This window comes from Streptomyces silvisoli, assembly GCF_029269905.1.
Classification (GTDB): Bacteria; Actinomycetota; Actinomycetes; order Streptomycetales; family Streptomycetaceae; genus Streptantibioticus_A; species Streptantibioticus_A silvisoli_A.
In genome coordinates this window covers 13,424-34,767 of sequence record NZ_JARJBC010000031.1, presented here as the reverse complement: position 1 = coordinate 34,767, position 21,344 = coordinate 13,424, and the positions used below count along the sequence as shown (strand labels likewise).

Annotated in this window: 19 protein-coding genes; 10 read left to right on the top strand and 9 right to left on the bottom strand. The window is 69.4% G+C overall.

All coding sequences use genetic code 11. From position 1 onward, the window contains the following. Nucleotides 1-127: 127 nt before the first annotated feature. Together P3G67_RS32720 and P3G67_RS32715 are read right to left on the bottom strand one after the other, a co-directional pair. Nucleotides 128-1,147: a tetratricopeptide repeat protein gene (locus P3G67_RS32720; RefSeq protein ID WP_276096736.1), complete on the bottom strand. Its 1,020-nt coding sequence runs from the start codon at nucleotides 1,145-1,147 to the stop codon at nucleotides 128-130. Nucleotides 1,148-1,275: 128 nt separating this feature from the next. Then, nucleotides 1,276-1,455, bottom strand: coding sequence for a hypothetical protein (locus P3G67_RS32715; protein WP_391858398.1), 180 nt, complete (start codon nucleotides 1,453-1,455; stop codon nucleotides 1,276-1,278). A gap of 202 nt (nucleotides 1,456-1,657) precedes the next feature. Between P3G67_RS32715 and P3G67_RS32710 the strand changes: the two genes are divergently transcribed. Then, nucleotides 1,658-1,867, top strand: coding sequence for a hypothetical protein (locus P3G67_RS32710; protein WP_276096735.1), 210 nt, complete (start codon nucleotides 1,658-1,660; stop codon nucleotides 1,865-1,867). Here the strand turns inward: P3G67_RS32710 and P3G67_RS32705 are convergent. The 3 genes from P3G67_RS32705 to P3G67_RS32695 all read right to left on the bottom strand — a co-directional run bounded on the left by P3G67_RS32705 (nucleotide 1,864) and on the right by P3G67_RS32695 (nucleotide 5,191). After that, the gene (locus P3G67_RS32705; protein ID WP_269859436.1) at nucleotides 1,864-3,276 is read right to left on the bottom strand and encodes a glutamate decarboxylase; all 1,413 of its coding nucleotides are present in this window, start codon (nucleotides 3,274-3,276) and stop codon (nucleotides 1,864-1,866) included. The two genes, P3G67_RS32710 and P3G67_RS32705, sit on opposite strands and share 4 nt — an antisense overlap. A gap of 115 nt (nucleotides 3,277-3,391) precedes the next feature. Beyond that, the gene (locus P3G67_RS32700; protein ID WP_276096734.1) at nucleotides 3,392-4,669 is read right to left on the bottom strand and encodes an RNA polymerase sigma factor; all 1,278 of its coding nucleotides are present in this window, start codon (nucleotides 4,667-4,669) and stop codon (nucleotides 3,392-3,394) included. Between the two features lie 111 nt (nucleotides 4,670-4,780). Next, the gene (locus P3G67_RS32695; RefSeq protein WP_276096733.1) at nucleotides 4,781-5,191 is read right to left on the bottom strand and encodes a YciI family protein; all 411 of its coding nucleotides are present in this window, start codon (nucleotides 5,189-5,191) and stop codon (nucleotides 4,781-4,783) included. A 120-nt stretch (nucleotides 5,192-5,311) separates the two neighbouring features. Here P3G67_RS32695 and P3G67_RS32690 point away from each other — a divergent pair, with 120 nt between their 5' ends. Next, complete coding sequence (locus P3G67_RS32690) at nucleotides 5,312-5,647, top strand: YnfA family protein (protein ID WP_269859433.1); 336 nt, start codon at nucleotides 5,312-5,314, stop codon at nucleotides 5,645-5,647. 12 nt (nucleotides 5,648-5,659) lie between these two features. Here P3G67_RS32690 and P3G67_RS32685 read toward each other — a convergent pair whose 3' ends face one another. Together P3G67_RS32685 and P3G67_RS32680 are read right to left on the bottom strand one after the other, a co-directional pair. Further along, nucleotides 5,660-7,003: a phosphoribosyltransferase family protein gene (locus P3G67_RS32685; protein WP_276096732.1), complete on the bottom strand. Its 1,344-nt coding sequence runs from the start codon at nucleotides 7,001-7,003 to the stop codon at nucleotides 5,660-5,662. Between the two features lie 180 nt (nucleotides 7,004-7,183). Beyond that, nucleotides 7,184-10,231 (bottom strand): non-ribosomal peptide synthetase, encoded by a 3,048-nt coding sequence (locus tag P3G67_RS32680; RefSeq protein WP_276096731.1) that lies wholly within the window; start codon nucleotides 10,229-10,231, stop codon nucleotides 7,184-7,186. Between the two features lie 462 nt (nucleotides 10,232-10,693). Here P3G67_RS32680 and P3G67_RS32675 point away from each other — a divergent pair, with 462 nt between their 5' ends. The 8 genes from P3G67_RS32675 (at nucleotide 10,694) to P3G67_RS32640 (ending at nucleotide 18,745) form a co-directional block, all read left to right on the top strand. Beyond that, entirely contained in the window at nucleotides 10,694-11,455 is a 762-nt protein-coding gene (locus P3G67_RS32675; RefSeq protein WP_276096730.1) for a DeoR/GlpR family DNA-binding transcription regulator, read from the top strand. A 95-nt stretch (nucleotides 11,456-11,550) separates the two neighbouring features. Then, complete coding sequence (locus tag P3G67_RS32670; RefSeq protein WP_276096765.1) at nucleotides 11,551-12,918, top strand: ABC transporter substrate-binding protein; 1,368 nt, start codon at nucleotides 11,551-11,553, stop codon at nucleotides 12,916-12,918. A 42-nt stretch (nucleotides 12,919-12,960) separates the two neighbouring features. Continuing rightward, the gene (locus P3G67_RS32665) at nucleotides 12,961-13,929 is read left to right on the top strand and encodes a carbohydrate ABC transporter permease (RefSeq protein ID WP_276096729.1); all 969 of its coding nucleotides are present in this window, start codon (nucleotides 12,961-12,963) and stop codon (nucleotides 13,927-13,929) included. After that, nucleotides 13,926-14,756: a carbohydrate ABC transporter permease gene (locus tag P3G67_RS32660; RefSeq protein ID WP_276096728.1), complete on the top strand. Its 831-nt coding sequence runs from the start codon at nucleotides 13,926-13,928 to the stop codon at nucleotides 14,754-14,756. The genes P3G67_RS32665 and P3G67_RS32660 overlap by 4 nt, the downstream gene beginning before the upstream one ends. After that, nucleotides 14,753-15,742: a zinc-dependent alcohol dehydrogenase family protein gene (locus P3G67_RS32655; RefSeq protein ID WP_276096727.1), complete on the top strand. Its 990-nt coding sequence runs from the start codon at nucleotides 14,753-14,755 to the stop codon at nucleotides 15,740-15,742. The genes P3G67_RS32660 and P3G67_RS32655 overlap by 4 nt, the downstream gene beginning before the upstream one ends. Before the next feature lie 52 nt (nucleotides 15,743-15,794). Then, nucleotides 15,795-16,787, top strand: coding sequence for a carbohydrate kinase family protein (locus P3G67_RS32650; protein WP_276096726.1), 993 nt, complete (start codon nucleotides 15,795-15,797; stop codon nucleotides 16,785-16,787). Between the two features lie 75 nt (nucleotides 16,788-16,862). Continuing rightward, nucleotides 16,863-17,864 carry an ATP-binding cassette domain-containing protein gene (locus tag P3G67_RS32645; protein WP_276096725.1) on the top strand — a complete coding sequence of 334 codons (1,002 nt, stop codon included), beginning with the start codon at nucleotides 16,863-16,865 and terminating at the stop codon, nucleotides 17,862-17,864. Continuing rightward, nucleotides 17,864-18,745, top strand: coding sequence for an ABC transporter permease (locus P3G67_RS32640; RefSeq protein ID WP_276096724.1), 882 nt, complete (start codon nucleotides 17,864-17,866; stop codon nucleotides 18,743-18,745). Before P3G67_RS32645 ends, P3G67_RS32640 begins: the two co-directional genes overlap by 1 nt. Here the strand turns inward: P3G67_RS32640 and P3G67_RS32635 are convergent. After that, nucleotides 18,713-19,840, bottom strand: coding sequence for a type III polyketide synthase (locus P3G67_RS32635; RefSeq protein WP_269859422.1), 1,128 nt, complete (start codon nucleotides 19,838-19,840; stop codon nucleotides 18,713-18,715). The genes P3G67_RS32640 and P3G67_RS32635 overlap by 33 nt on opposite strands. Before the next feature lie 56 nt (nucleotides 19,841-19,896). After that, nucleotides 19,897-21,102, bottom strand: coding sequence for a cytochrome P450 (locus P3G67_RS32630; RefSeq protein WP_276096723.1), 1,206 nt, complete (start codon nucleotides 21,100-21,102; stop codon nucleotides 19,897-19,899). Between the last annotated feature and the right edge of the window lie 242 nt (nucleotides 21,103-21,344).

Below are 21,344 nucleotides of genomic sequence, written 5' to 3'. Positions count from 1 at the left end.
GGTGGTTGCTGGGCGTCGCGGCGGATTGCCTTTCGGGGGCACGCCCCCAGGCCCCGGCACGGCGGCTTCCCGCGTTCGCCCGATGCCACAACCTCGGCGGCTGTCCGCTCGTCCCCAACCGGAACCCTCAGGCCGCCGTCTGGCCCTCCAGTTCCGCGCGGAAGCGCCGAAGCATGGAACGGGCGTGGTCCAGGCCGATACGGCGGAACGTTTCGTCCAGTTCCGCCAGCTCCGCCTCGGTCTGCGCCGCCGAACGGCCGAGATACGCACGGGACTTGACCAGGCCCAACCTGGACAACGCCTCTCCGCGCGGTTCCCCGATGGCCCGGAACTTCTCCAGCGCGCCGGAGTAGACCTCGCGCGCCTCCTCATACCGACCGGAGCGGAACAGTACGTTCCCCCGCATCTTGTGGTTGTACGCGAGCGCGCTCTCCAACCGCATGGCACGGCAGATGCCTTCGGCCTCGGTGAGCAGTTCCAGCGCCCGCTCGGTCTGACCCCGTACCGACAGCACGTCGGCTATGCCGCGCAGCGCCCACGCATGGCCGCGGGCGTCCTCGGCGGCCGCGGCTATCTCGGCGGCCTCCTCGAACATCGCCAACGCGGTGTCATACGAACCGGTGTTGCGGTGCATCTGCGCGATGCCCTCCAGCGCCCACACCGTGTGCCGGGCCTCACCGTGCGCCCGGGCCTCGGCCAGCAGCCGCTCGTGCAGTTCGGTGACGGCCGCGTAGTCACCCTGGATGCGGCCGGTCTCCGCAAGCCCGGCCAGGGCGTATCCGCGGGCGATCCGGTCACCGCCGCGCTCCGCGCACTCGGCGGCGGCCGCCAGCCAGCGGCGGGCCAGCGCGAGCCTGCCGCGCTGGCGGGCCAGGGTGCCGCCGCTCCACAGCGCCCAGGCCATCGCCGCGCTGTCCCCCGCACGGCTCGCGGCACGGTAGCTGTCCCGCCAGGCACGCTCGGCGTCGGCCACCCGGCCCAGCCGCCGGTTCGCCTCGGCGACCGCGAGCCCGGCCCGTGCGTACCCGAGCGTCGAACGGCGCTGCTCCTCGGTCGCCTTGGCCAGCACCTCCTCGTACGAGGAGTTCACCGACAGAGCGGATCCCAGAACGCCTTGGTACTCGGGAGCGAACGCCTTGCTGTACATATGTGCCTGTCTTCCTGGTCGCCGTCACCGGTCTCGACCAAGAACCTATGAGCGGGAGGCAGTTCGCCGGATCAACCTGTACGTGGGTTGTGACGTCAAACTCCGGTACCACGCGGGAGCGGTTGTCATCATTGAGTCGTACGGGACGCCCGGTGCGGCCCGAGTCCGCGCAGCACACCGCCCAGCTCGTCCAGCGTGAGCGGCGGTACCGGAAGCGGGCGCGCCGCCTCGGCGCGCAACCCGTCGAGCAGCAGGGCGAGGTAACGCCGCCAGGCGTCCGGACTGACGGCGACCGAGGCTGGTACCACCCTGCCGAGCGCGGCCAGGGTGAACAGCAGGTCCTCGGTGGCGATGTCGTCCAGCGGCGCGCCCAGACGCGGGGAGCACTCCCCGGTAAATCCGTGGAGCGCTCCCCGGTTGATCGTGTGTCACATCACGCCCCTTGCGCCCGCGCCGCAGAGGCACGGGCACGGGCACGGGCACGCCATGGGCCGACGAAGGGATCCCAACATGACCATGCCGTCACTGGAGCAACTCACCCCGCCCGGCATGGACTTCGCCACCGCTCCCTACCCGCTCTACGCACATCTGCGGGAGCGGGGCCCGGTGCACCGGGTGACGGCGCCCGAGGGCTCTTGCCCAACTCATCGACGGCAAACGCCGGGTGCCCGGCGACGACCTGCTGAGCGCCCGGAGCAACCGCTACCCCACGCCGTCTAGCGGGACTTGGACTCCGCACCGTGGGCGAAGGCGCCCGCGTTCTCCTCGTCGCGGTGCGGCTGGGCCTGGGCCTGGAGCCGCGGCAGTACCCGGCGCAGATCCTCCAGGAAGAGGTCGGCGAGGTCGTGCCCGAAGCCGTTGCGGATGACGACGCGCAGCGCCGCGAGGTCGGTGCGGTTGGCCGGGAAGGTGTACGCGGGGACCAGCCAGCCGCGTTCGCGCAGTGCGGCGGACACGTCGAAGACGGTGAAGTTGGTGATCCCGTCGCTCACCCGGAACGCGAAGACGGGAAGTTCACTGCCGTCGGTGATCAGGGTGAACGGCTCCAACTCGGCGATACCGCGGGCCAGTCGGGTGGCCACGTCCCGGCAGGTCTGCTGCACCCTGCGGTAGCCGTCGAACCCCAGCCGCAGGAAGTTGTAGTACTGCGCGATCACTTGAGCGCCCGGCCGGGAGAAGTTCAGGGCGAACGTCGGCATGTCGCCGCCGAGGTAGTTGACGTGGAAGACCAGGTCCTGCGGCAGCGCCTGGGCGTCCCGCCACAGCGCCCAGCCCACACCCGGCATGACCAGACCGTACTTGTGCCCGGAGGTGTTGATGGAGGCGACCCTCGGCAGCCGGAAGTCCCACGCCAGGTCGGGGTCGAGGAACGGGGCGATCATCGCACCGGAGGCGCCGTCCACATGGACCGGAACGTCGATGCCGGTGCGCTCCTGGAGCGCGTCGAGGGCCGCGCATATCTCGGCCACCGGCTCGTACGCGCCGTCGAAGGTCGAGCCGAGCACCGCGACGACACCGATGGTGTTCTCGTCGCACAGCTCGGCGGCGGCCTCGGCGGAGAGGGTGAAGCGGTTGCCCTCCATGGGCACGTAGCGGGGTTCGACCTCGAAGTAGTCGGCGAACTTCTCCCAGCACACCTGCACGTTGATGCCCATGACCATGTTCGGCCGGTCAGTCGGCCTGCCCTCGGCGCGACGGCGGTGCTGCCAGCGCCGCTTGAGCGCGAGACCCGCCAGCATCGCGGCCTCGCTGGAACCGGTGGTGGAACAGCCCACCGCCGCATGGGGGTCGGGGGCGCGCCACAGATCGGCGAGCATGTGGACGCAGCGGGCCTCCACCTCCGCGGTCTGCGGGTACTCGTCCTTGTCGATCATGTTCTTCTCGGCGCACTCGGCCATCAACTGCTGCGCCTGCGGCTCGGCCCAGGTGCTGACGAAGGTGGCCAGGTTCAGCCGGGCGTTGCCGTCGAGCATCAACTCGTCGTGCACGATCTGGTACGCGGTGTCGGGGTCCATTCCCCCCTCGGGCAGCTCGAACCGGGGGACGCTGATGGGCTCCCGGGTGAAGACCGGGTTCACCATGAGGTGGGTGCTGGCTTTGCGGTGCTGGTGCGGGCGCTTGAGCGGCATCGTGAGCAGGTCCCTTTCGCCGACTTCATTCCATACGTACCGATTCACTCGGCGGCGGCCGGCCCGGTCGGACCGGTCACGCCCGGCGGCCAGGCTAGTGCCCGCTCCTTTGTGGTCAGCGGCCGCCCTCTCCAGTACGGCGGCACTTGGCGGCGCGTGCCAAGAGCAGAGTGCGCTCGCGCTCGTTCCTGGTGAGCGCCGCCGCGCGCTCGAACTCCTCGCGCGCTTCGGCGAGTCGACCGAGCTTGGCCAGCAGATCGCCGCGCACGCTGGGCAGTAGATGGTAGGTGCGCAGCGACGGTTCGGCGGCCAGCTGGTCGACGAGTTCCAGGCCGGTGGCCGGGCCGTACGCCATCGCCAGCGCGACGGCGCGGTTCAACTCCACGACGGGCGACGGCGCCAGATGCGCCAGCGCCTCGTACAGCGCGGCGATCCCACCCCAGTCGGTCTCCTGCGCGGTACGGGCCCGGGCGTGGCAGGCGGCGATCGCGGCCTGTAGGACATAGGGGCCGGGGGCGCCGAGCTTCTCGGCGCGTTCCAACGCGGCCAGTCCGCGGTGGATCAGCAGCTGGTCCCAGCGGGAACGGTCCTGCTCCAGCAGTAGCACGGGCTCACCGTCTGGACCGGTGCGGGCGGCCGACCTGGACGCCTGGATCTCCATCAGCGCCACCAGGCCGTGCACCTCCGACTCGTCCGGCACCAGCTCGGCCAGGATGCGGCCGAGCCGCAGCGCCTCCTCGCACAGCGCCGGGCGCATCCAGTCGTCGCCGGCGGTCGCCGAGTAGCCCTCGTTGAACACCAGGTAGACGACCTCAAGCACGGAGGACAGCCGGTCGGCGAGTTCCGGCCCCTCCGGCACCTCGAACGGCACGTGTTCCTTGGCGAGGGTGCGTTTCGCCCGCACGATCCGCTGGGCGACGGTCGACTCCGACACCAGGAAGGCGCGGGCGATCTCCGCGGTGCTCAGCCCACCCAGAAGCCGAAGCGTCAACGCGACCCGGGACTCGGTGGACAGCACCGGATGGCAGGAGATGAACATCAGCCGCAGCAGGTCATCGCCGAAGTCGGTCTCCAGGACGGTTTCGAAGTGCGGGTCTTCGCCGCGCTGTCCGGTCTCCAGTTCCCGGCCGAGCAGCTGGACCTTGTCGTCCAGTCGCTGCTGCCGCCGCAGCAGGTCGATCGCCCGGTGCTTGGCGGTGGCCATGAGCCAGGCACCCGGGTTGCGCGGGATGCCCGACTCCGGCCACTGTTCGAGCGCGGCGACCAGCGCGTCCTGGGCCAGTTCCTCGGCGAGGCCGATATCGCGGACGATACGCGTGAGCCCGGCGATCACCCTCGCCGACTCGATCCGCCAGACCGCGTCGATCGCGCGATGGGTATTCGAAGCCGTCACGCCGCCCCATCAGAGCAGCGCACACCGCCTCCCCGCAACCCAGCCGCGCGAGGCCAGCCGGGGCCTGCCCCCGACACTCGCGGGGAGCCGGAGCCTGCCTCGCAGAACGCGCTAGCCGAGTGCGTCCCGCAACGCCTGCTCGCGCGCCGCGTCCTCGGGCGGGAGGATGTCGGCGGGAAAGCCCGAGACCTCCTGAACCTGCCGGACCTCGACCTCGCCCTCCTCGAAGGGCACCCGGCCCGCCCACTCGACCGCTTCGTCCAGCGTCTTAGCCTGGATGATCCAGAACCCGGCGATCAGTTCCTTGGTCTCCGCGAACGGACCGTCGGTCACCGTGCGCTTCGCGCCGGAGAACGACACCCGCGCTCCCTTCGAGCTGGCCTGCAGCCCGTCGGCCGCCAACAGCACACCCGCCTTGGCCAACTCATCGTTGTACTTGCCCATGGCCGCGATCAGCTCCTTGCTCGGCAGCACGCCCGCCTCGGAGTCCTCGCTGGCCTTGACGATCATCATGAACCGCATCGTCTTCTCTCCTCGTCCATCCGGTGAACGGCCGGTCCGCCCGGCCTCTACCTACGCGTCGAACGGCCGAGGACGGAATCGACACCCCAGCGAAAAGGTCTTTCGGTCTAGGCTCAGCGGATGCTCGTTCTTCGCTCCGTCGTGTTGTTCGTCATCGCCGCACTCTTCGAGATCGGCGGTGCCTGGCTGGTGTGGCAGGGGGTCAGGGAACACCGTGGCTGGGCCTGGGTGGGGGCCGGTGTGCTGGCGCTCGGCATCTACGGCTTCGTCGCGACGCTCCAGCCGGACGCGGCGTTCGGGCGGATCCTGGCGGCCTACGGCGGCGTCTTCGTCGCCGGGTCACTGGCATGGGGTGTGATCGTGGACGGCTACCGCCCGGACCGGGCGGACATCATCGGTGCCTGCGTCTGCCTGCTCGGCGTCGCCGTGATCATGTACGCGCCGCGCGGGCACTGACCGCGGCGGCGGTCAGCCGGCCGCCGCACCCGGTACGGAGGCGAGGTGGCTGAGGAACCAGTCCTTCGCCAGCTCCGCCGCCCGCTCCAGCGTGCCCTCCTCCTCGAAGAGGTGGGTGGCACCCGGCACCACGGCGAGGCGGCTCTCACAGCGCATGCGGGCCTGCGCCTGCCGGTTGAGGTCCAGCACCTGAGGGTCCGCCCCGCCGACGATCAGCAACGTCGGCGAGGTCACCGCGGACAACCGCGGCCCGGCCAGGTCCGGGCGCCCGCCGCGGGAGACCACCGCGCAGATCCGCGCCCCCGGCTCGGCCGCGGCCCACAGCGCCGCGGCGGCCCCGGTGCTGGCACCGAAGTAGCCCACCGGCAGTCCCCGTACCTCCGGCCGCTCCCGCAGCCACTTCGTGGTGTCCGTCAGCCGACGGGCGAGCAGCACGGTGTCGAAGACATTGGCCCGGTCACCCTCCTCCTCCCGGGTCAGCAGGTCGAACAGCAGCGTCGCCAGCCCGGCCCGGTTCAGTTCCTCCGCGACCAGACGGTTCCGGGGGCTGTGCCGACTGCTGCCGCTGCCGTGGGCGAACACCACTATGCCCGCCGCCCCGGCGGGGACGGTGAGCCGCCCTTCGAGCCGTACGGATCCGGCACGGATCTCCACCTCCCTGTCGTACGGACCGGAGTCAGAGGAGGCGGAAGAGGACAGGGTGCTCCCGGCAGCGCCGCTTCGCTCCGCGGCCCGGGCCAGGCACTCCATCACCTCCGCGTCGGAGGTCTGCGAGAAGTCGACGTAGAACTGGCCCACGCCGAAGAAGTCATGCGGCGTCTCCAGGCACACCAGCTCGTCGGCGTCCTCCTGCAGCGGCACGATCCGGTCCGGCGGCGCCACCGGCACCGCGAGTATCACCCGCTCCGCGCCCTGTGCCCGGGCGATCCGGCAGGCCGCCTTGGCGGTGGCGCCGGTGGCGATGCCGTCGTCGACGACGATCACCGTGCGACCCCTGATGTCCAGCCGCGGCCGGTCGCCCCGGTACGCACGGGCGCGCCGGGCCAGTTCCGCGCGCTCCCGTTCCTCGACCTCGGCCAGTTCCTGCTCGGAGACCCGCTCCAGGCCGACCACCTCGTCATTGATGACGCGCACACCGCCCTCGCCGATCGCCCCCATGGCCAGCTCCGGCTGGAACGGTGCTCCGAGCTTGCGCACCACACAGACATCGAGCAGTGCGTCGAGCGCCTCCGCGACCTGGGCGGCGACCGGGACCCCGCCCCGGGGCAGGCCGAGCACCACCACATCCGTGCCACGTAGGTGCGCCAGCCGCTCGGCCAGTCGCCGTCCCGCATCAAGCCGATCGTAGAAGTACACGGTCAAACCTCCTCGCACGCCGGATCCGGTCCCTTCGGACCAAGGCGGACCCGGCGCGCGGGCGACGACCCCCATGAGCGACGCGTCCGCCCCGACCTGCTCCCTCCAGTGTCGTCCTCGCCCGCCGCTCTCGGCAGGGCCAGCGGCGGCGACCGGAAAGGCGCAGGTCGGGGCGGTTTGTCAGGCGGTGGTTCTGGTACCTGCCTGGTGGGCGAGTGCGGTCACTCGTTGCAGGGTGGGTTCGCGCAGGATTTCCGGGAGTCTGGCCATGAAGGCGGCCTCGGCGTCGGGGGCGAGGACCTCGCGGCTGAGGGCGGCGAGCATGGCCAGCAGGGAGACGGAGTCACCGCCGAGACGGTGGAAGTCGGCCTGCCCGTCCAGCCGGGCGGCCGGTACCCCGAGGGTGTCCGCCCAGATCCGGGCCACCGTCTCCTGTACCGGATCGTCCACGGCCTCGGCCCCGTCGTCACCGGCGGCGTCGGCAGCGGGAAGCGGGTCAGGCAGGGCGCGGACGTCGACCTTGCCGCTGACGGTGTACGGCAGCTCCGACAGCACCATCATCGCCGCGGGCACCATATAGGCGGGTAGCCGTGCGGCCAGGTGCTTTTCCAACTCCTTTTCCTCTACAGCCGAGTTGGCCAGGACGTACCCGTACAGGGCCTTGCCCGACTGGCCCGGTCGGGACTTGGCCACGACGACGGCGCGCTCGACGGCCGGGTGGTCCTCCAAGGCCTGGGCGACTTCGGCGGGTTCGACACGGTGACCGCGGACCTTGACCTGGTCGTCGATGCGCCCGATGAACTCCAACGCGCCCGACGGCAGGACACGCGCCAGGTCACCGGTGCGATACACCCGCCTACCATCGGCCAGGGTCGGGAACCGCTCACGGTTCAGATCCGGACGCCCCAGGTAGCCGCGGGCCAACTGCGCGCCGCCCAGATACATCTCGCCCACCTCGCCGGGTGCGACGAACCGGCCGTGTGCGTCGAGCAGATGGACGGTGGTGTTGTCCGCCGGAACCCCGATCGGCACGACCGCACTGTCCTTGTCCGCGGCCGGGTCGTAGGTGTGGGCGGTGCAGCCGATGGTGGCCTCGGTGGGACCGTACTCGTTGATGATCCGGCACCGGGGGCCGAACATCTGCTGCGCCCGTGCGGCGACTTCCACCCGCAACTGCTCGCCGATCACGATCACCGTGCGATAACCGGTGGGCGTGATGTCGAGCCTGCCGATCAGATCGAGGTGGGACGGGGTCAGGTTCAAGGCGTTGGCGCCGGATTCCTGCAACAGCCGGCGCAACGAGAGGTGGTTGGGGTCTTCGCGCATCAAGATGACCTGGCCGCCGGCCAGCAGTGGCAGGAACACCGACGTCCCAGTCACGTCGAACGACGGTGAGGTCAACAGCGGCAGCCGGATGTCCGCGTCGACATCGAAGGCCCGGGTCGCCCAGTGGACGTAGTTGGCCAGATTGCCATGCTCGATCTGCACGCCTTTCGGCCGACCCGTTGAACCAGAGGTGTAGATGATGTATGCGAGATCGCCGAAGCTGACTTCCGCGTCAGCGCTGCCGGTGGCCTCGACGTTCACCAGGTCATCCACCACGTCGTCCAGCAGCAGGGAGCGGCACCCCTCCGGGATGCAGTCACGCTCGTCGTAGGGGCGTTCCACCAGGCACAGCGAACTGCCCGCATCCGCAAGCAACTCCGCCAACCGCAAATCCGGATGCCGCACGTCCAACGGCAGATAGCACGCGCCCACCCGCAGCACGCCCCACACCGCGGCCACCGCGGCCACCGACCGCCCGGCCAGCAACCCCACCACCGCACCACGGCCCACACCACAACGCCGCAACGCAGCCGCCACCGCGTCAGCGCGACGACTCAACTCCGCGTAGCTCACGTCGCCTTCCGGACCACTCAACGCGACGCCATCGGGAGTCCGCTCCACCTGGTCCCGAAACAACCGCACCACCGAATGCCCGCTGGGCAACGCCCGTTCAGTACGGTTGCCCGCCCACACACGACGCTCCCGGGGGGAAAGCGCCTGCTCCACCACATCCAGCAACCGCTCAGCCCGCGCCGCAACACCGGGACCCTCGTACCAGGCGACGGTGATCTCCGTCCGTCCCACCGTTTCCACCAGGTTGATCTCCGGCGGGCTGCCGGGGTTCACACCGCCCAGTGTGTACAGGGACGTGGCATGGAAGTCATCGGTGGAGAAGTCATCGAGGCTGACGGCGCCCAGATGGGAGACGTAGGCCCGGCCGGTGTGGGTGTCGGCGCGAGCCGCGTTGTCGTCCAACTCCGCTATGCCCACGCGGAGTACGGGCAGCGGCAGATCCATGATGGTCGGGTTGGCGCGGTTGGCCAGTTCCTCCCGGTCGGCCATGGCGGTCAGCATCTTGTGCTGCACCTCCTCCCATCCGTCGTCGGCGCCCACCGGCAGGTGCAGCGGGTGCGACAACGGGGCCGTGGAGCGGACGTCCGGTGCGTGACGGCGCAGGTCGACCGGTACGAAGTACCGTCCGGGTCCGTATGTCGCGGCGAGCGCCGCGGTCACCTTGGCGGTGGCGGCCGGATGGGTGCCGTCAACCGTGCGGCGCCGCCACAGCGGACCGGCCGCCGCATCGGGACGCGGCCCCAGTGGTGACGGGAACTCCATCGCCGGATCCTCAGCCAGCGGCGGCAGGCCGTCCGGCGCGCAGATCCGCCGCAGCAGGTCGTCGTTGCCGATCGGCGAGTTGGCGCCCAGCGGCTCCTCACCGCGCAGCACCCGGAACACGTCGCCCATCCACATCAACAGGCCGCGCCCGTCCATCACGGCGTGTGCCGCGCGGAACACCACGGTGGTCGGATCCCCGGGGACGAGCAGCACCTCGCAGGTCGGACCGGTCAGTCCGGTGCGCAGTGCGGGCGAGTCAAGGCGCTCCCGGTTGAACGTTTCCGCGGTAAGCAACCGCACTTCGGGTGCCTTGCCGCTGTCCACCCAGCGCCTGTCCTGGAGGACCAGCCTGGCCCCCGGGTTGGCCTCGGACGCGACGGAAACGGCGTGGGCCAGGTCCTCGGCACCGAGTCTGCCGTCACCTTCGACAAGGTGGTTGACGACACTGCGTTCCGGCTCGATCCCCAAGAAGATCCACTCCAGGGGTGAGACGGCCCGGTTGTAGGGCTGACGTCCGGCGGCGGTCGGTCCGCCGGGCGATCGAAACCCGTTAGTTGGCGTACTCAACAGTAAACTCCCCGTTTCTCTGCTGATCTGGCCTAAAAACACCATCCAGCAGTGTAGTTACGCCGCCACAGCCGAGCGCTTTCGGCCAAACCTGCCTGGTTTGCGGGGCATTGAGGCTCACGCGGGAGGATTCCAGGTGTACTCCCGGCGAACCCGTACCGCCAGGGTTCGTAAGCCAGGCACTCCGGCCCCCGCCGGACGGAGTGGCGCCATGCCCGAACGGACCCGGGCACCGAACGGACACCCACAAGGGCGAGAAGCCACTCGCTTCCACCAGGCGCACCGCGCCCACCTGCGTAAACTCGATATCCAAGGCACAGAAAACCGGGCACAACTTTCCCAGTTCCGGACCAACCCGTGGGCGTACCCCGTTGATATAACTCTCGGGCGGGCAGAAGCGGGCCGCACATGCCCGATCAGACAAAAAGTCCGGCGGTGCACGGGAAGGAGGCGGGCAGTGTCATGACAGCGGAGGAACGGCAACACCGAATCCTCGCCCTCGCCCGGCACGAAGGCCGGGTCGAGGTGACGGCCGCCGCCACCGAATTCGGTGTGGCGCCCGAGACCGTCCGCCGCGATCTACGCGACCTGGAACACAGAGGACTGGTCCGCCGTACCCATGGCGGTGCCTATCCGGTGGAGAGCGCGGGCTTCGAGACCAGCCTGGCCCGCCGCGAGAACCAGAACGTGGCGGACAAACGCCGCATCGCCGCGGCGGCGGTACGCCTCCTCGGCGACGCGGAGACGGTGTTCGTGGACGAGGGGTACACCCCGCAACTCCTCACCTCCATGCTGCCCGCCGGCCGGAAGCTCACCCTCGTGACCGCCTCGCTGGCCACCGCCGCCGCCGTGGCGGAGTCGGACGACATCACCGTCCTGCTCCTCGGTGGCCGCGTCCGTGGCAGGACACTGGCCTCGGTCGGCTCCTGGGCCACCGAGATGCTCTCCACCTTCGTGATCGACCTGGCCTTCCTCGGGGCCAACGGCATCTCCCGCGAGTTCGGCCTGACCACTCCCGATCCGGCGGTGGCCGCGGTCAAGTCACAGGCGGTGCGCTCGGCACGCAGGCGGGTGTTCCTGGGCTTCCACAGCAAGTTCGGAGCCAACAGCTTCTGCCGGTTCGCGGACGTCGGTGACTTCGAGACCATAGTCACCGACACCGGACTGTCCGCCGCCGAGGCCCACCGCTACTCGCTGCTCGGACCCCAGGTGCAGCGGGTTTGAGCTTGTGGGGGCCTGCCCGCACGCCCCCTTCGTGGGGGCAGGCCCCCACAACCCCCCTTGTCTCTCCCCCGAAAGCGCCCATCATGACCACCCGCATGCCAAAAACACCGCGTTCCCCGGCCCGCCGCCTCGGCGTCCTGGTTGCCTGCGCCGCGCTGCTACTGAGCGGCTGCGCCGGAGCGGGCGGGGACGAACTCGGCGGCGGACCACACCGCCACACCATCAACGTGCTGATGGTCAACAACCCGCAGATGGTGGATCTGCAGAAGCTGACCGCCGAGCATTTCACCCGGCAGACCGGCATCAAGGTGAACTTCACCCTGCTGCCCGAGGACGACGTCCGCGACAAGATCAGCCAGGACTTCTCCAGCCAGGCCGCCGAATACGACGTCGCCTCCATCAGCAACTACGAAGTGCCGTTCTACGCCAGGAACGGCTGGCTTTCCCCGCTGGGCCAACGCGCCGCGCGCGATCCGTCGTACGACCAACAGGACGTACTCACCCCGATTCGGCGTTCGCTGACCGCGAGCGACGGCCGCATCTACGCCGAGCCGTTCTACGGCGAATCGTCGTTCCTGATGTACCGCAAGGACCTGTTGGCCGCCAAGGGACTCACCATGCCCGCCCGGCCGACCTGGACCCAAGTGGCGGACCTGGCCGCCAAGTTGGACGGCGCGCAGCCCGGAATGCGGGGCATCTGCCTGCGCGGCCAACCCGGTTGGGGCCAGATGGCGGCGCCGTTCACCACGGTGGTGAACACCTTCGGCGGCACCTGGTTCACCAAGGACTGGAAGGCGCGGTTGGACAGCCCCGAGTTCACCCGCGCGGCGAACTTCTATGTGGGATTGCTGCGATCACACGGTGAGGCGGGCGCCGCGCAGTCCGGATACACCGAATGCCTCAACGACCTCCAGCAGGGCAAGGTCGCCATGTGGTACGACTCCACCGCGGCGGCAGGTTCGCTGGACGGCGCCGGATCCCCGGTGGCCGGGAAGATCGGATACGCGCCGGCACCGGTGGAGCGGACCCGCGATTCCGGCTGGCTCTACACCTGGGCGTTCGCACTGCAGAAGGCCAGCAAGCACCAGGACGACGCCTGGAAGTTCATCGACTGGGCGACCAGCAAGCAGTACGAGCAACTGGTCGGCAGGGAACTCGGCTGGTCAAGGGTGCCCGCGGGCAAACGGGCGTCCACCTACAGCGATCCCGACTACCTGCGCGCCTCCGCCGCCTTCGCGAACGCCACCAAGACCGCGATCGACAGCGCGGACCCCGAACACCCCGGCGTACAGCCGCGACCGGCCCCCGGCATCCAGTTCGTCGGCATTCCCGAGTTCTCCTCGCTGGGCACCCGGGTCTCGCAGAGCCTCAGTTCGGCCATCGCCGGACAGACCAGCGTCGCACAGGCGCTCAAGGACAGCCAGAAACTCGCCGCGAGGGTCGCCGCGACCTATGCCAAGTGACACCGCCGCGACTGAACGCTTCGTACGGAGCGGAGAGCAGGCATGAGTACGAACGCAACCTATCCCCTCACCCCCACCGCACCACTCGACCGCAGCGGGTCCGCCAAGCGGACCGGAGAACGGGCCAGGGCATGGGCGCGCCGCGCCCCGCTGCTTCCCGCGCTGGTGTTCATGGTCGTGGTGACCCAACTGCCGTTCGTGGCAACCCTGGTGATCTCGTTCATGCAGTGGAACGCCCTGGCCCCGCAGAACCGCCGTTTCACCGGACTGACCAACTACCAGACGGTGTTCGAGGATCCGATGCTGCGCTCCTCGGTGCTCACCACCATCGTGCTGACCGCGACCGTCGTGGTGGTGAGCCTGTTGCTCGGGCTCGGCCTCGCGCTGCTGCTGGACCGGCGCTTCCGGGGCCGGGGCATCGTACGCACCCTGCTGATCACACCGTTCCTGATCGTGCCGGTCGCCTCCGCGCTGCTGTGGAAGCACGCCCTGTACAACGCGTCGTACGGTGTCATCAACGGCGTGCTCAACTGGGTGTGGCGACTGTTCGGCAGCCACCACGCTCCGCAGCCGGACTGGATCTCGCACACTCCGCTGCTGGCGGTTGAGGTCTCGCTGATCTGGCAGTGGACCCCGTTCATGATGCTGATCCTGCTCGCCGGGCTGCAGAGCAGGCAGTTGGACGCGGTCGAGGCGGCCACCGTCGACGGCGCGGGCGGCTGGCAGATCTTCCGCTATCTGACGCTGCCGCACCTGCGCCGCTACCTCGAACTCGCGGCGCTGCTCGGCTCGGTGTACGTGGTGCAGAACTTCGACGCGGTCTTCACGATCACCTCCGGCGGCCTGGGCACCGCCAACCTGCCGTACAGCATCTACCAGACCTTCTACCAGGCCCATGACTACGGACAGGCGTCCGCCGAGGGCGTCGTGGTGGTGATCGGCTCGATCATCGTGGCGACCTTCGCACTGCGTACCGTGTCGTCCCTGCTCAGCCAGGAGGGATCCCGATGACTTCTACGGCCCGACGGGGCGCGGTCTGGACGCTGCTGGCCTGGATCGCGGGTGTGCTGTTCGTGCTGCCGGTGCTGTGGATGGTGCTGACCTCGCTGCACAGCGAGCAGGACGCGGCGACCAATCCGCCGAGTCCCGGCGCCGCCCTGACGCTCCAGGGCTACCGGGAGTTCTTCGGCGCCGGAGGCGGGCTCAGCCCCTGGCCACCGCTGCTCAACTCCCTGACCGCCGGCGTGATGTCCACCCTCCTGGTCCTGGTGCTGGCGATACCGGCCGCGTACGCGCTGTCCATCAAGCCGGTGCGCAAGTGGTCCGACGTCCTGTTCTTCTTCCTGTCCACCAAGATGTTGCCCGCCGTCGCGGCGCTGCTGCCGGTCTATCTGATCGCCGAGCACCTCGCCATGCTGGACAACATCTGGCTGTTGGTCATCCTCTACACCTCGATGAACCTGCCGATCGCGGTGTGGATGATGCGCTCGTTCCTCGCCGAGGTACCGGTGGAGATCCTGGAGGCGTCCGCCATCGACGGCGCCCGGTTGCCGACCACGCTGCTGCGGATCGTCGCTCCGGTGGCGATGCCCGGGATCGCCGCGACCGCGTTGATCTCCTTCATCTTCAGTTGGAACGAGTTGCTGTTCGCGCGGGTACTGACCGGCGTGGTGGCGGGTACCGCACCGGTCTTCCTCACCAGCTTCGTCACCAGTCAGGGCCTGTTCCTGGCGAAGGTCTGCGCGGCCGCGACCTGTATCTCCCTGCCCGTGCTGATCGCCGGGTTCGCCGCCCAGGACAAGCTCGTCCAGGGCCTGTCGCTAGGAGCAGTCAAATGAAGGCAGCCATCATCACCGGCGTGGGTTCGGTGGAGGTCGCAGAGGTTCCCGACCCCACTCCGGGCCCTCGGGAGGTGGTGGTCGAGGTGGCGGCCTGCGGGCTGTGCGGCACTGATCTGCACATCCTCCAAGGCGAGTTCGCACCCACCCTGCCGGTGGTGCCCGGCCATGAGTTCGCCGGACGCGTGGTGGCGGTCGGCTCGCAGGTCGACGAACTTCGCGACGGGGACCGGGTCGCGGTGGATCCGTCGCTGTACTGCCACGAGTGCTACTACTGCCGTCGTGGCCGCAACAACCTGTGCGAGCGCTGGGCGGCGATCGGGGTCAGCACCGCGGGCGGCGCCGCGCAGTACGCCGTGGCGCCCGCCGCCAACTGCGTGAAGCTGCCGGACCACGTCCGCACCGAGGACGCGGCGCTGATCGAACCGCTGTCCTGCGCGGTACGCGGATACGACATCCTGCGCAACGAGTTGGCCGCCCACGTACTCATCTACGGGTCCGGGACCATGGGCCTGATGATGCTGCAACTGGCCAAGCTCACCGGCGCCGCCTCGGTGGACATGGTCGATCTGAACCGCGAACGGCTGGCCACCGCCGAGCAGTTGGGCTGCAGCTCCGCGGTCATCTCGGCCGACGAGATCGAACGGCCGCGCGGCTGGGACGTCGTGATCGACGCCACCGGCAACGAGAAGGCGATCCAGGACGCACTCGGCCGGGTCGGCAAGGGCGGTACGTATCTGCAGTTCGGGGTCTCCGACTACGCGGCCCGGGCCACCATCGAGCCGTACCGGATCTACAACCAGGAGATCACCATCACCGGTTCCATGGCGGTGCTGCACAGTTACGAGCGGGCCGCCGAGCTGTTCAGCATGGGAGTGCTCGACCCTGAGGTCTTCATCAGCGACCGGCTGCCGCTGGACGACTACGCCTCGGCCCTGGACCGCTTCCGGGCGGGCAGGGGCCGCAAGATCCAGGTGCTGCCGTGAGGTCCCCTAAGCTCGGTTTTCCGAGCCCGCCGCCGACGCCGAGGAACACGCCATGACCCCGTCACAACCGCCGGTGCTCGTCATCGGAGAGGCGCTCACCGATGTCCTGTGCGGCCCGGACGGCAGCCGCAGCGCCCGCCCGGGTGGCAGTCCGGCGAACGTCGCCCTCGGTCTGGCCCGGCTCGGCCACCCGGTGCGGCTGGCCACCAGTATCGGCCAGGACCCCAACGGGCAGGAACTGCTGCGCCATCTGCTGGGCAGCGGTGTGGAGTTGACGGACGGCTCGGTGGTACCCGGGCCCTCGCCGACCGCGACAGCGGTCCTGGACAAGCACGGTTCGGCCACCTACACCTTCGACCTGCACTGGGAGATGCCACCGAGCACCCTCGGCCTGGTGCGGGAAGGGGCGGTGGGGCATCTGCACACCGGTTCCATCGCCACCGCGCTCGCGCCAGGCGCGCCCCACGTGGAGGCGGCGGTGCGCGCCGCCCGCGCGGTGTCCACCGTCTCGTACGACCCGAACCTGCGGCCCAGCCTGCTGGGCGGCGCCGAGGCGGAGCGGCCACGGGTGGAGGCGTTCGTGGCGGCCAGCGACGTGGTGAAGGCCAGCCAGGAGGACCTCGCCTGGCTCTACCCCGAGCGGCGGCCGGAGGAGGTGGCGGCCGGGTGGACGGCTTCCGGGCCGTCCCTGGTGGTGCTGACCCGGGGGCCGGACAGTACGGGCGTCTTCTGGCGGGCGGGCGGCTGCGAGGTGCCGGTGCCCGCGGTACGGGTGGTCGACACCGTGGGTGCGGGTGACGCGTTCATGGCGGGCCTGCTCAGCGGCCTGCTGGGCGCCGGGCTGCTCGGCGACGTACCGGCCGGGGCCGACTCGACGCCGCGCACCAGGCTGCGGGCGGCGACCGCCGCCCCGGAGCTGGACGCCGCCGTGACGGCCGCGCTGGCGCGGGCCAACCTGGTCGCAGCGCTGACCTGCGGCCGCCCGGGCGCCGATCCGCCGACGCTGGCCGACCTCGCCGCCCACCGGTCCGCGGCGCTGCCGTAGCGTCCGCGGTTGTACCGACCGCATCACTGGCGGACGATGGAGGGTGCCCCGGGGCCTGATGCGGCGAGGTGAGCCATGGGGACGCCGGAGACGGAAGCGGAGCGGCACGGCACGGCGGCGGTCGACGGACGGGAGCCCGTCATCCGTACGCGCGGTCTGACCAAGGTCTATCCGAAGACCGACTTCGCCGCCGTGGACCGGCTGGACCTGTGCGTTTACCAGGGCGAGATCTTCGGGCTGCTCGGCCCGAACGGCGCGGGCAAGACCACCACGGTCGGGATGCTCACCACCCGGGTCATCCCGACCGCGGGCTCCGCGTACGTCGGCGGGGTCGACGTCATCGCCCAACCCGCACTGGCCAAGCAGGTCATCGCCGTTGTCACCCAGCAGAACACCCTGGACCGGGCGCTGACGGTGCGGGAGAACCTGTACTTCCACGGTCTGCTGTTCGGCATCCCGGCCCGGCGATCGCGCCGGATGGCCGACGAACTCCTCGCTCAGTTCCGGCTGTCGAAGTGGGCGGACTCCTCGGTGTACGCGCTGTCCGGCGGCATGGCCCAGCGGTTGCTGGTGGCGCGGGCGATCTTCCACCGCCCGGCCGTGCTCTTCCTGGACGAACCGACGGCGGGACTGGACCCGCAGAGCCGACTGGCGCTCTGGGAGGTCCTGGACCAGTTGATCGCCGAGGGCCAGACGATCCTGCTCACCACGCACAACATGGAGGAGGCCGACCACCTCTGCGACCGGGTTGCGATCATCGACCACGGCCGGATCCTGGCCCTGGACACCCCCGGCGCGCTCAAACGGAGCCTCGGCGCCGACACCGTGGTCACGGTGGCCACCAGCGGCGACCCGGGCCCGCTTGCGGCACGGCTGCGCCGGGACATCGACGGTGTGGTGCGCACCCGAATGGTGGACGGTGGGCTGGAGCTCCAGGTGAAGGGTGGCGACCGAATCCTGCCCCGGGTGATGGCCAGCGCCGAGTCCGGGGGCTTCCAACTGGTCGACCTGTCGATCGCCGAGAGCACCCTGGAGACGGTGTTCATCAGCCTCACCGGAAAGGAGCTGAGGGACTGATGGCCGCATCCACCGCGCCTTCGGTACCCGCCGGGATCGCCGTAGGGCCCACGAGGTCCGCGGCGGCCGCCAGCCGCTCGGCGCTGGCGGCGCTGATCCGACGGGATCTGACGGTGCTGCGCAAGAACTTCGGCGAGTTCGTGGGCCGTACGCTGATGCAGCCGTTCCTGTTGGTGTTCGTGTTCCTCTACGTCTTCCCCACCATCGGCCAGGGCATCGGCTCCGGCGGCGGCACGGCGGGGGAATCGGCGTTCGCCACGGTGCTGGTGCCGGGGGTGGTGTCGATCGCCATCATGTTCCAGGGCATCCAGTCGGTGGCCATCCAGATGTCCCAGGAGTTCGGTTTCACCCGGGAGATAGAGGACCGGGTGCAGGCCCCGTGCCCGCTGTGGCTGGTGGCGGTGGCCCGGGTGTTGTCCGGCGCCACCCAGGGGCTGATCTCCGCGGTCATCGTGCTGCCCATCGCGGCCGTGGTGCACGCACCGGGCGTGCACGCCCATCTGACCGTGCACTGGTGGATCGTGGTCACCCTGATCCCCCTGGCCTGTGTCACCATGACCTCACTCGGACTACTTCTCGGCACCACGTTCGAGCCGCGGAACATCGGTGTCATGTTCGGCTTCGTGGTACTGCCACTGGTCTTCCTCGGCGGCACCTACTACCAGTGGACCAAGCTGTCACTGGTGCATGTCGGTGGATTCCACTGGCTCCAAATCCTGGTGCTGGTCAATCCGTTGATCTACCTCACCGAGGGAATGCGCGCCGGATTCACCGAGGCATCGCACATGCATCTGTACGTGGTGTATCCGGTGCTCATCGGATTCTGTGCCCTCTTCCTCGGCCTCGGGCTACGGAACTTCCGCCGCCGCGTGCTCTCCTGAGGGTGCCGCGTCGAGCGCGACAAGGGCTTCCTCGTCCACCGCGGTACGGGCCGATGTCCAACTGCCCAGTGCGATCTCGGCGGTGATCCCGGGACCGAAACCGGCGATCACCCCGCGCGCGGCGTCCACCTGGGTGCCGTCCGCGAACAGCCGCGCCATGGCGTCGAACACCACCGCGCTGGCGATGTTTCCGCGTTCCTCAAGCGTGGCCCGGCTGTAGCGGAAGGCGGCGGGTTTCAGCGAGAGCAGGCGGCACAGGTCGTCGAGAATGCGCGGGCCGCCGGCGTGGATTATGTAGAAGTCGAGACCCGACACGTCCCAGGAATGCTGCTCGGCCAGCGTTCGCAGGGCCGGGGCGAGCATCTCCATGGTTTTCGGAACCCGTTTGTCCAACAGGAAGTGGAATCCGGTGTTGCGTACCCCGTAGGCGATCCAGTCCACCGTGTCCGGTACCAGATGGGAGCCGTTGCGCTCCAGTCGTATGCCGGTGCCGCCGTCGCCGCGCACCACGGCCGCGGCGATGGCGTCGCCGAACAGCCCGTTGGACAGCAGCGAGCCGACACCCACGTCGGTGGGCTGGTAGCACAGCGAGCAGAACTCGCAGGCGACGATGAGCACATTGGCGCCGGGATAGGCCAGGCAGAAGTCATGTGCCCGGTTGATCGCGGCACCGCCCGCCGCGCAGCCCAGTTGGGCTATCGGCGTTTGCCGGGTGTCGCTTCTGAAGCCCATGGTGTTGATCAGCCATGCCGTCAACGAGGGCATCATGAAACCGGTACAGGACACATAGACGATGAGGTCGATGTCCCGCGGGCGCAACTCGGCGTACTCCAGCGCCTGCTCGATGACGGGCGGTACGAGTCTTTTCGACTCGGCCTCGTAGAGCGCGTTGCGTTGGGTGAATCCCGGGTGTTTGAGGGTGTCCTCAATGGGCTGGACGATATGGCGGGTACGCACACCGGTGTTCTCGATCAGCCGCAGTACCAGGCCGAGTTGCGGATGGTCCGCGTGCAGACTGCGGGCGAGTTCCAGAGTCTGCTCCATCGTGATGACATGCTCGGGAACACAGATAGCCGGTCTGCACAGGGTTGCCATGAGCTCTCCGCTATCGGGCGCAGGGGGCGGGAAGGCGTCCGGTGAGCCCACCGGCTTCACCAGGAGACCGGTAGGGCCTGCGGATACCGCCAAATCGATCCGCTGTTCCAGTCAATCTCATCGCGAGGCACCGCCAACCGCAACTTCGGGAAACGGTGCAGCAGGGTGCCGACGGCGATCTGGAGTTCCATCCTGGCCAGGTGCGCACCGGCGCAGTGGTGGGTTCCGTGCCCGAATGTCATGTGGTTCGCGGCACCGCGTTCCAGGTCCAGTTCGTCGGGCCGTTCGAAAACCCGCTCGTCGCGGTTGGCGCAGAGGTACGAAACGTGTACCGGCTCCCCCTTGCGAACGGTCACCCCGCCGATCTCCACGTCCTCCATGGCGATCCGGGCGATGCCGACGCCCTGGCGGAAGGGTATGAAACGCAGCAGTTCCTCGATGGCCTTCGGAAGCAGTTCCGACCGGGCGCGCAGGGTGGCGAGCGCTTCGGGGCGGGTGAGCAGGGTGTAGACGATGTTGCTGATCTGATAGGTGCTGGTGTCATGGCCGGTGACCATCAACACCTGTCCCATGACGGCCAGTTCGGCGTCGTCCAGCAGGTCCTCGCCGTCGCGTGAGGTGGCCAGCGCGCTCAGCAGGTCGTCGCCGGGATCGCGGCGACGCTGGGCGGTCAGTTCGGTGAAGTACCCGCGCAGTTCCGCCTTCGCCGTGGCAGCCGCCTCGCGTCCGGTCGGGGAGGTGGACATCATGGTGATGGCGCAGTGGCGCAGCCGGGGGCGGTCTTCCTCGGGTATGCCGAGCATCTCGCTGATGGTCATCAGCGGCAGTCGGGACGACAGGTGCCGCACCAGGTCGGCGGGCCTGCCGTGGGCTTCCATCTCGTCCAGCAGCTCGTCCACGATCCGCTGGGTCTTCGGGCGCATCGCCTCGACCTGGCGGTTGGTGAACGCCTTCGCCACCAGCCTGCGCAGATGGTTGTGGGCCGGGGGGTCCATCAGGTTGATCGACTCGGCCTGCGCGATGGGTTCCGGGGTCATCCTGGGCAGGTCGCGCCCGATGCCCGCGGCGCGGCTGAAGCGGCGGTCGGTGGTCACGGTGCGGACGTCCTCGTACCTGGTGACCAGCCATGCCTCGCCGTCGCCGTGCGGCATACGGATCCTGGCGACCGGTTCCTCATCGAGTAATCGGCGCATCAGCGGGTCGAACTCCAGAGCGGTCTCGTGCTTGAACGGGCAGTCCCATACGGTGCCGGGGTTCTCCATGCGGTGGCTCCAGGTGGCGTGACAGCTTGTGGGGGAACTCATTCCGCTTACGTTCCGCCATTCGAATGACCACGCATTCCCCCGGCCGCCGAGCACTCATGTACGGCCGTCACCGAAACCACCCGTAGGTGTTGTCCTGCCGCGTTTGACAAGGTGCGACGCCCCCCGTCGTGCGCCACGGTCGCATGACGGGGGTCTCGCCACGCCATGCCGAAGCCCGGGCCAGAAGTGGTCGCGGCCAC

What these genes read in the sequence shown, in the direction of transcription:
- P3G67_RS32635 (WP_269859422.1), bottom strand. Translation starts at nt 19,840, where the DNA reads ATGGCAACCCTGTGCAGACCGGCTATCTGTGTTCCCGAGCATGTCATC.
- P3G67_RS32650 (WP_276096726.1), top strand. Translation starts at nt 15,795, where the DNA reads ATGACCCCGTCACAACCGCCGGTGCTCGTCATCGGAGAGGCGCTCACC.
- P3G67_RS32655 (WP_276096727.1), top strand. Translation starts at nt 14,753, where the DNA reads ATGAAGGCAGCCATCATCACCGGCGTGGGTTCGGTGGAGGTCGCAGAG.
- P3G67_RS32665 (WP_276096729.1), top strand. Translation starts at nt 12,961, where the DNA reads ATGAGTACGAACGCAACCTATCCCCTCACCCCCACCGCACCACTCGAC.
- P3G67_RS32710 (WP_276096735.1), top strand. Translation starts at nt 1,658, where the DNA reads ATGACCATGCCGTCACTGGAGCAACTCACCCCGCCCGGCATGGACTTC.
- P3G67_RS32670 (WP_276096765.1), top strand. Translation starts at nt 11,551, where the DNA reads ATGCCAAAAACACCGCGTTCCCCGGCCCGCCGCCTCGGCGTCCTGGTT.
- P3G67_RS32645 (WP_276096725.1), top strand. Translation starts at nt 16,863, where the DNA reads ATGGGGACGCCGGAGACGGAAGCGGAGCGGCACGGCACGGCGGCGGTC.
- P3G67_RS32690 (WP_269859433.1), top strand. Translation starts at nt 5,312, where the DNA reads ATGCTCGTTCTTCGCTCCGTCGTGTTGTTCGTCATCGCCGCACTCTTC.
- P3G67_RS32720 (WP_276096736.1), bottom strand. Translation starts at nt 1,147, where the DNA reads ATGTACAGCAAGGCGTTCGCTCCCGAGTACCAAGGCGTTCTGGGATCC.
- P3G67_RS32695 (WP_276096733.1), bottom strand. Translation starts at nt 5,191, where the DNA reads ATGCGGTTCATGATGATCGTCAAGGCCAGCGAGGACTCCGAGGCGGGC.
- P3G67_RS32640 (WP_276096724.1), top strand. Translation starts at nt 17,864, where the DNA reads ATGGCCGCATCCACCGCGCCTTCGGTACCCGCCGGGATCGCCGTAGGG.
- P3G67_RS32660 (WP_276096728.1), top strand. Translation starts at nt 13,926, where the DNA reads ATGACTTCTACGGCCCGACGGGGCGCGGTCTGGACGCTGCTGGCCTGG.
- P3G67_RS32630 (WP_276096723.1), bottom strand. Translation starts at nt 21,102, where the DNA reads ATGGAGAACCCCGGCACCGTATGGGACTGCCCGTTCAAGCACGAGACC.
- P3G67_RS32675 (WP_276096730.1), top strand. Translation starts at nt 10,694, where the DNA reads ATGACAGCGGAGGAACGGCAACACCGAATCCTCGCCCTCGCCCGGCAC.
- P3G67_RS32705 (WP_269859436.1), bottom strand. Translation starts at nt 3,276, where the DNA reads ATGCCGCTCAAGCGCCCGCACCAGCACCGCAAAGCCAGCACCCACCTC.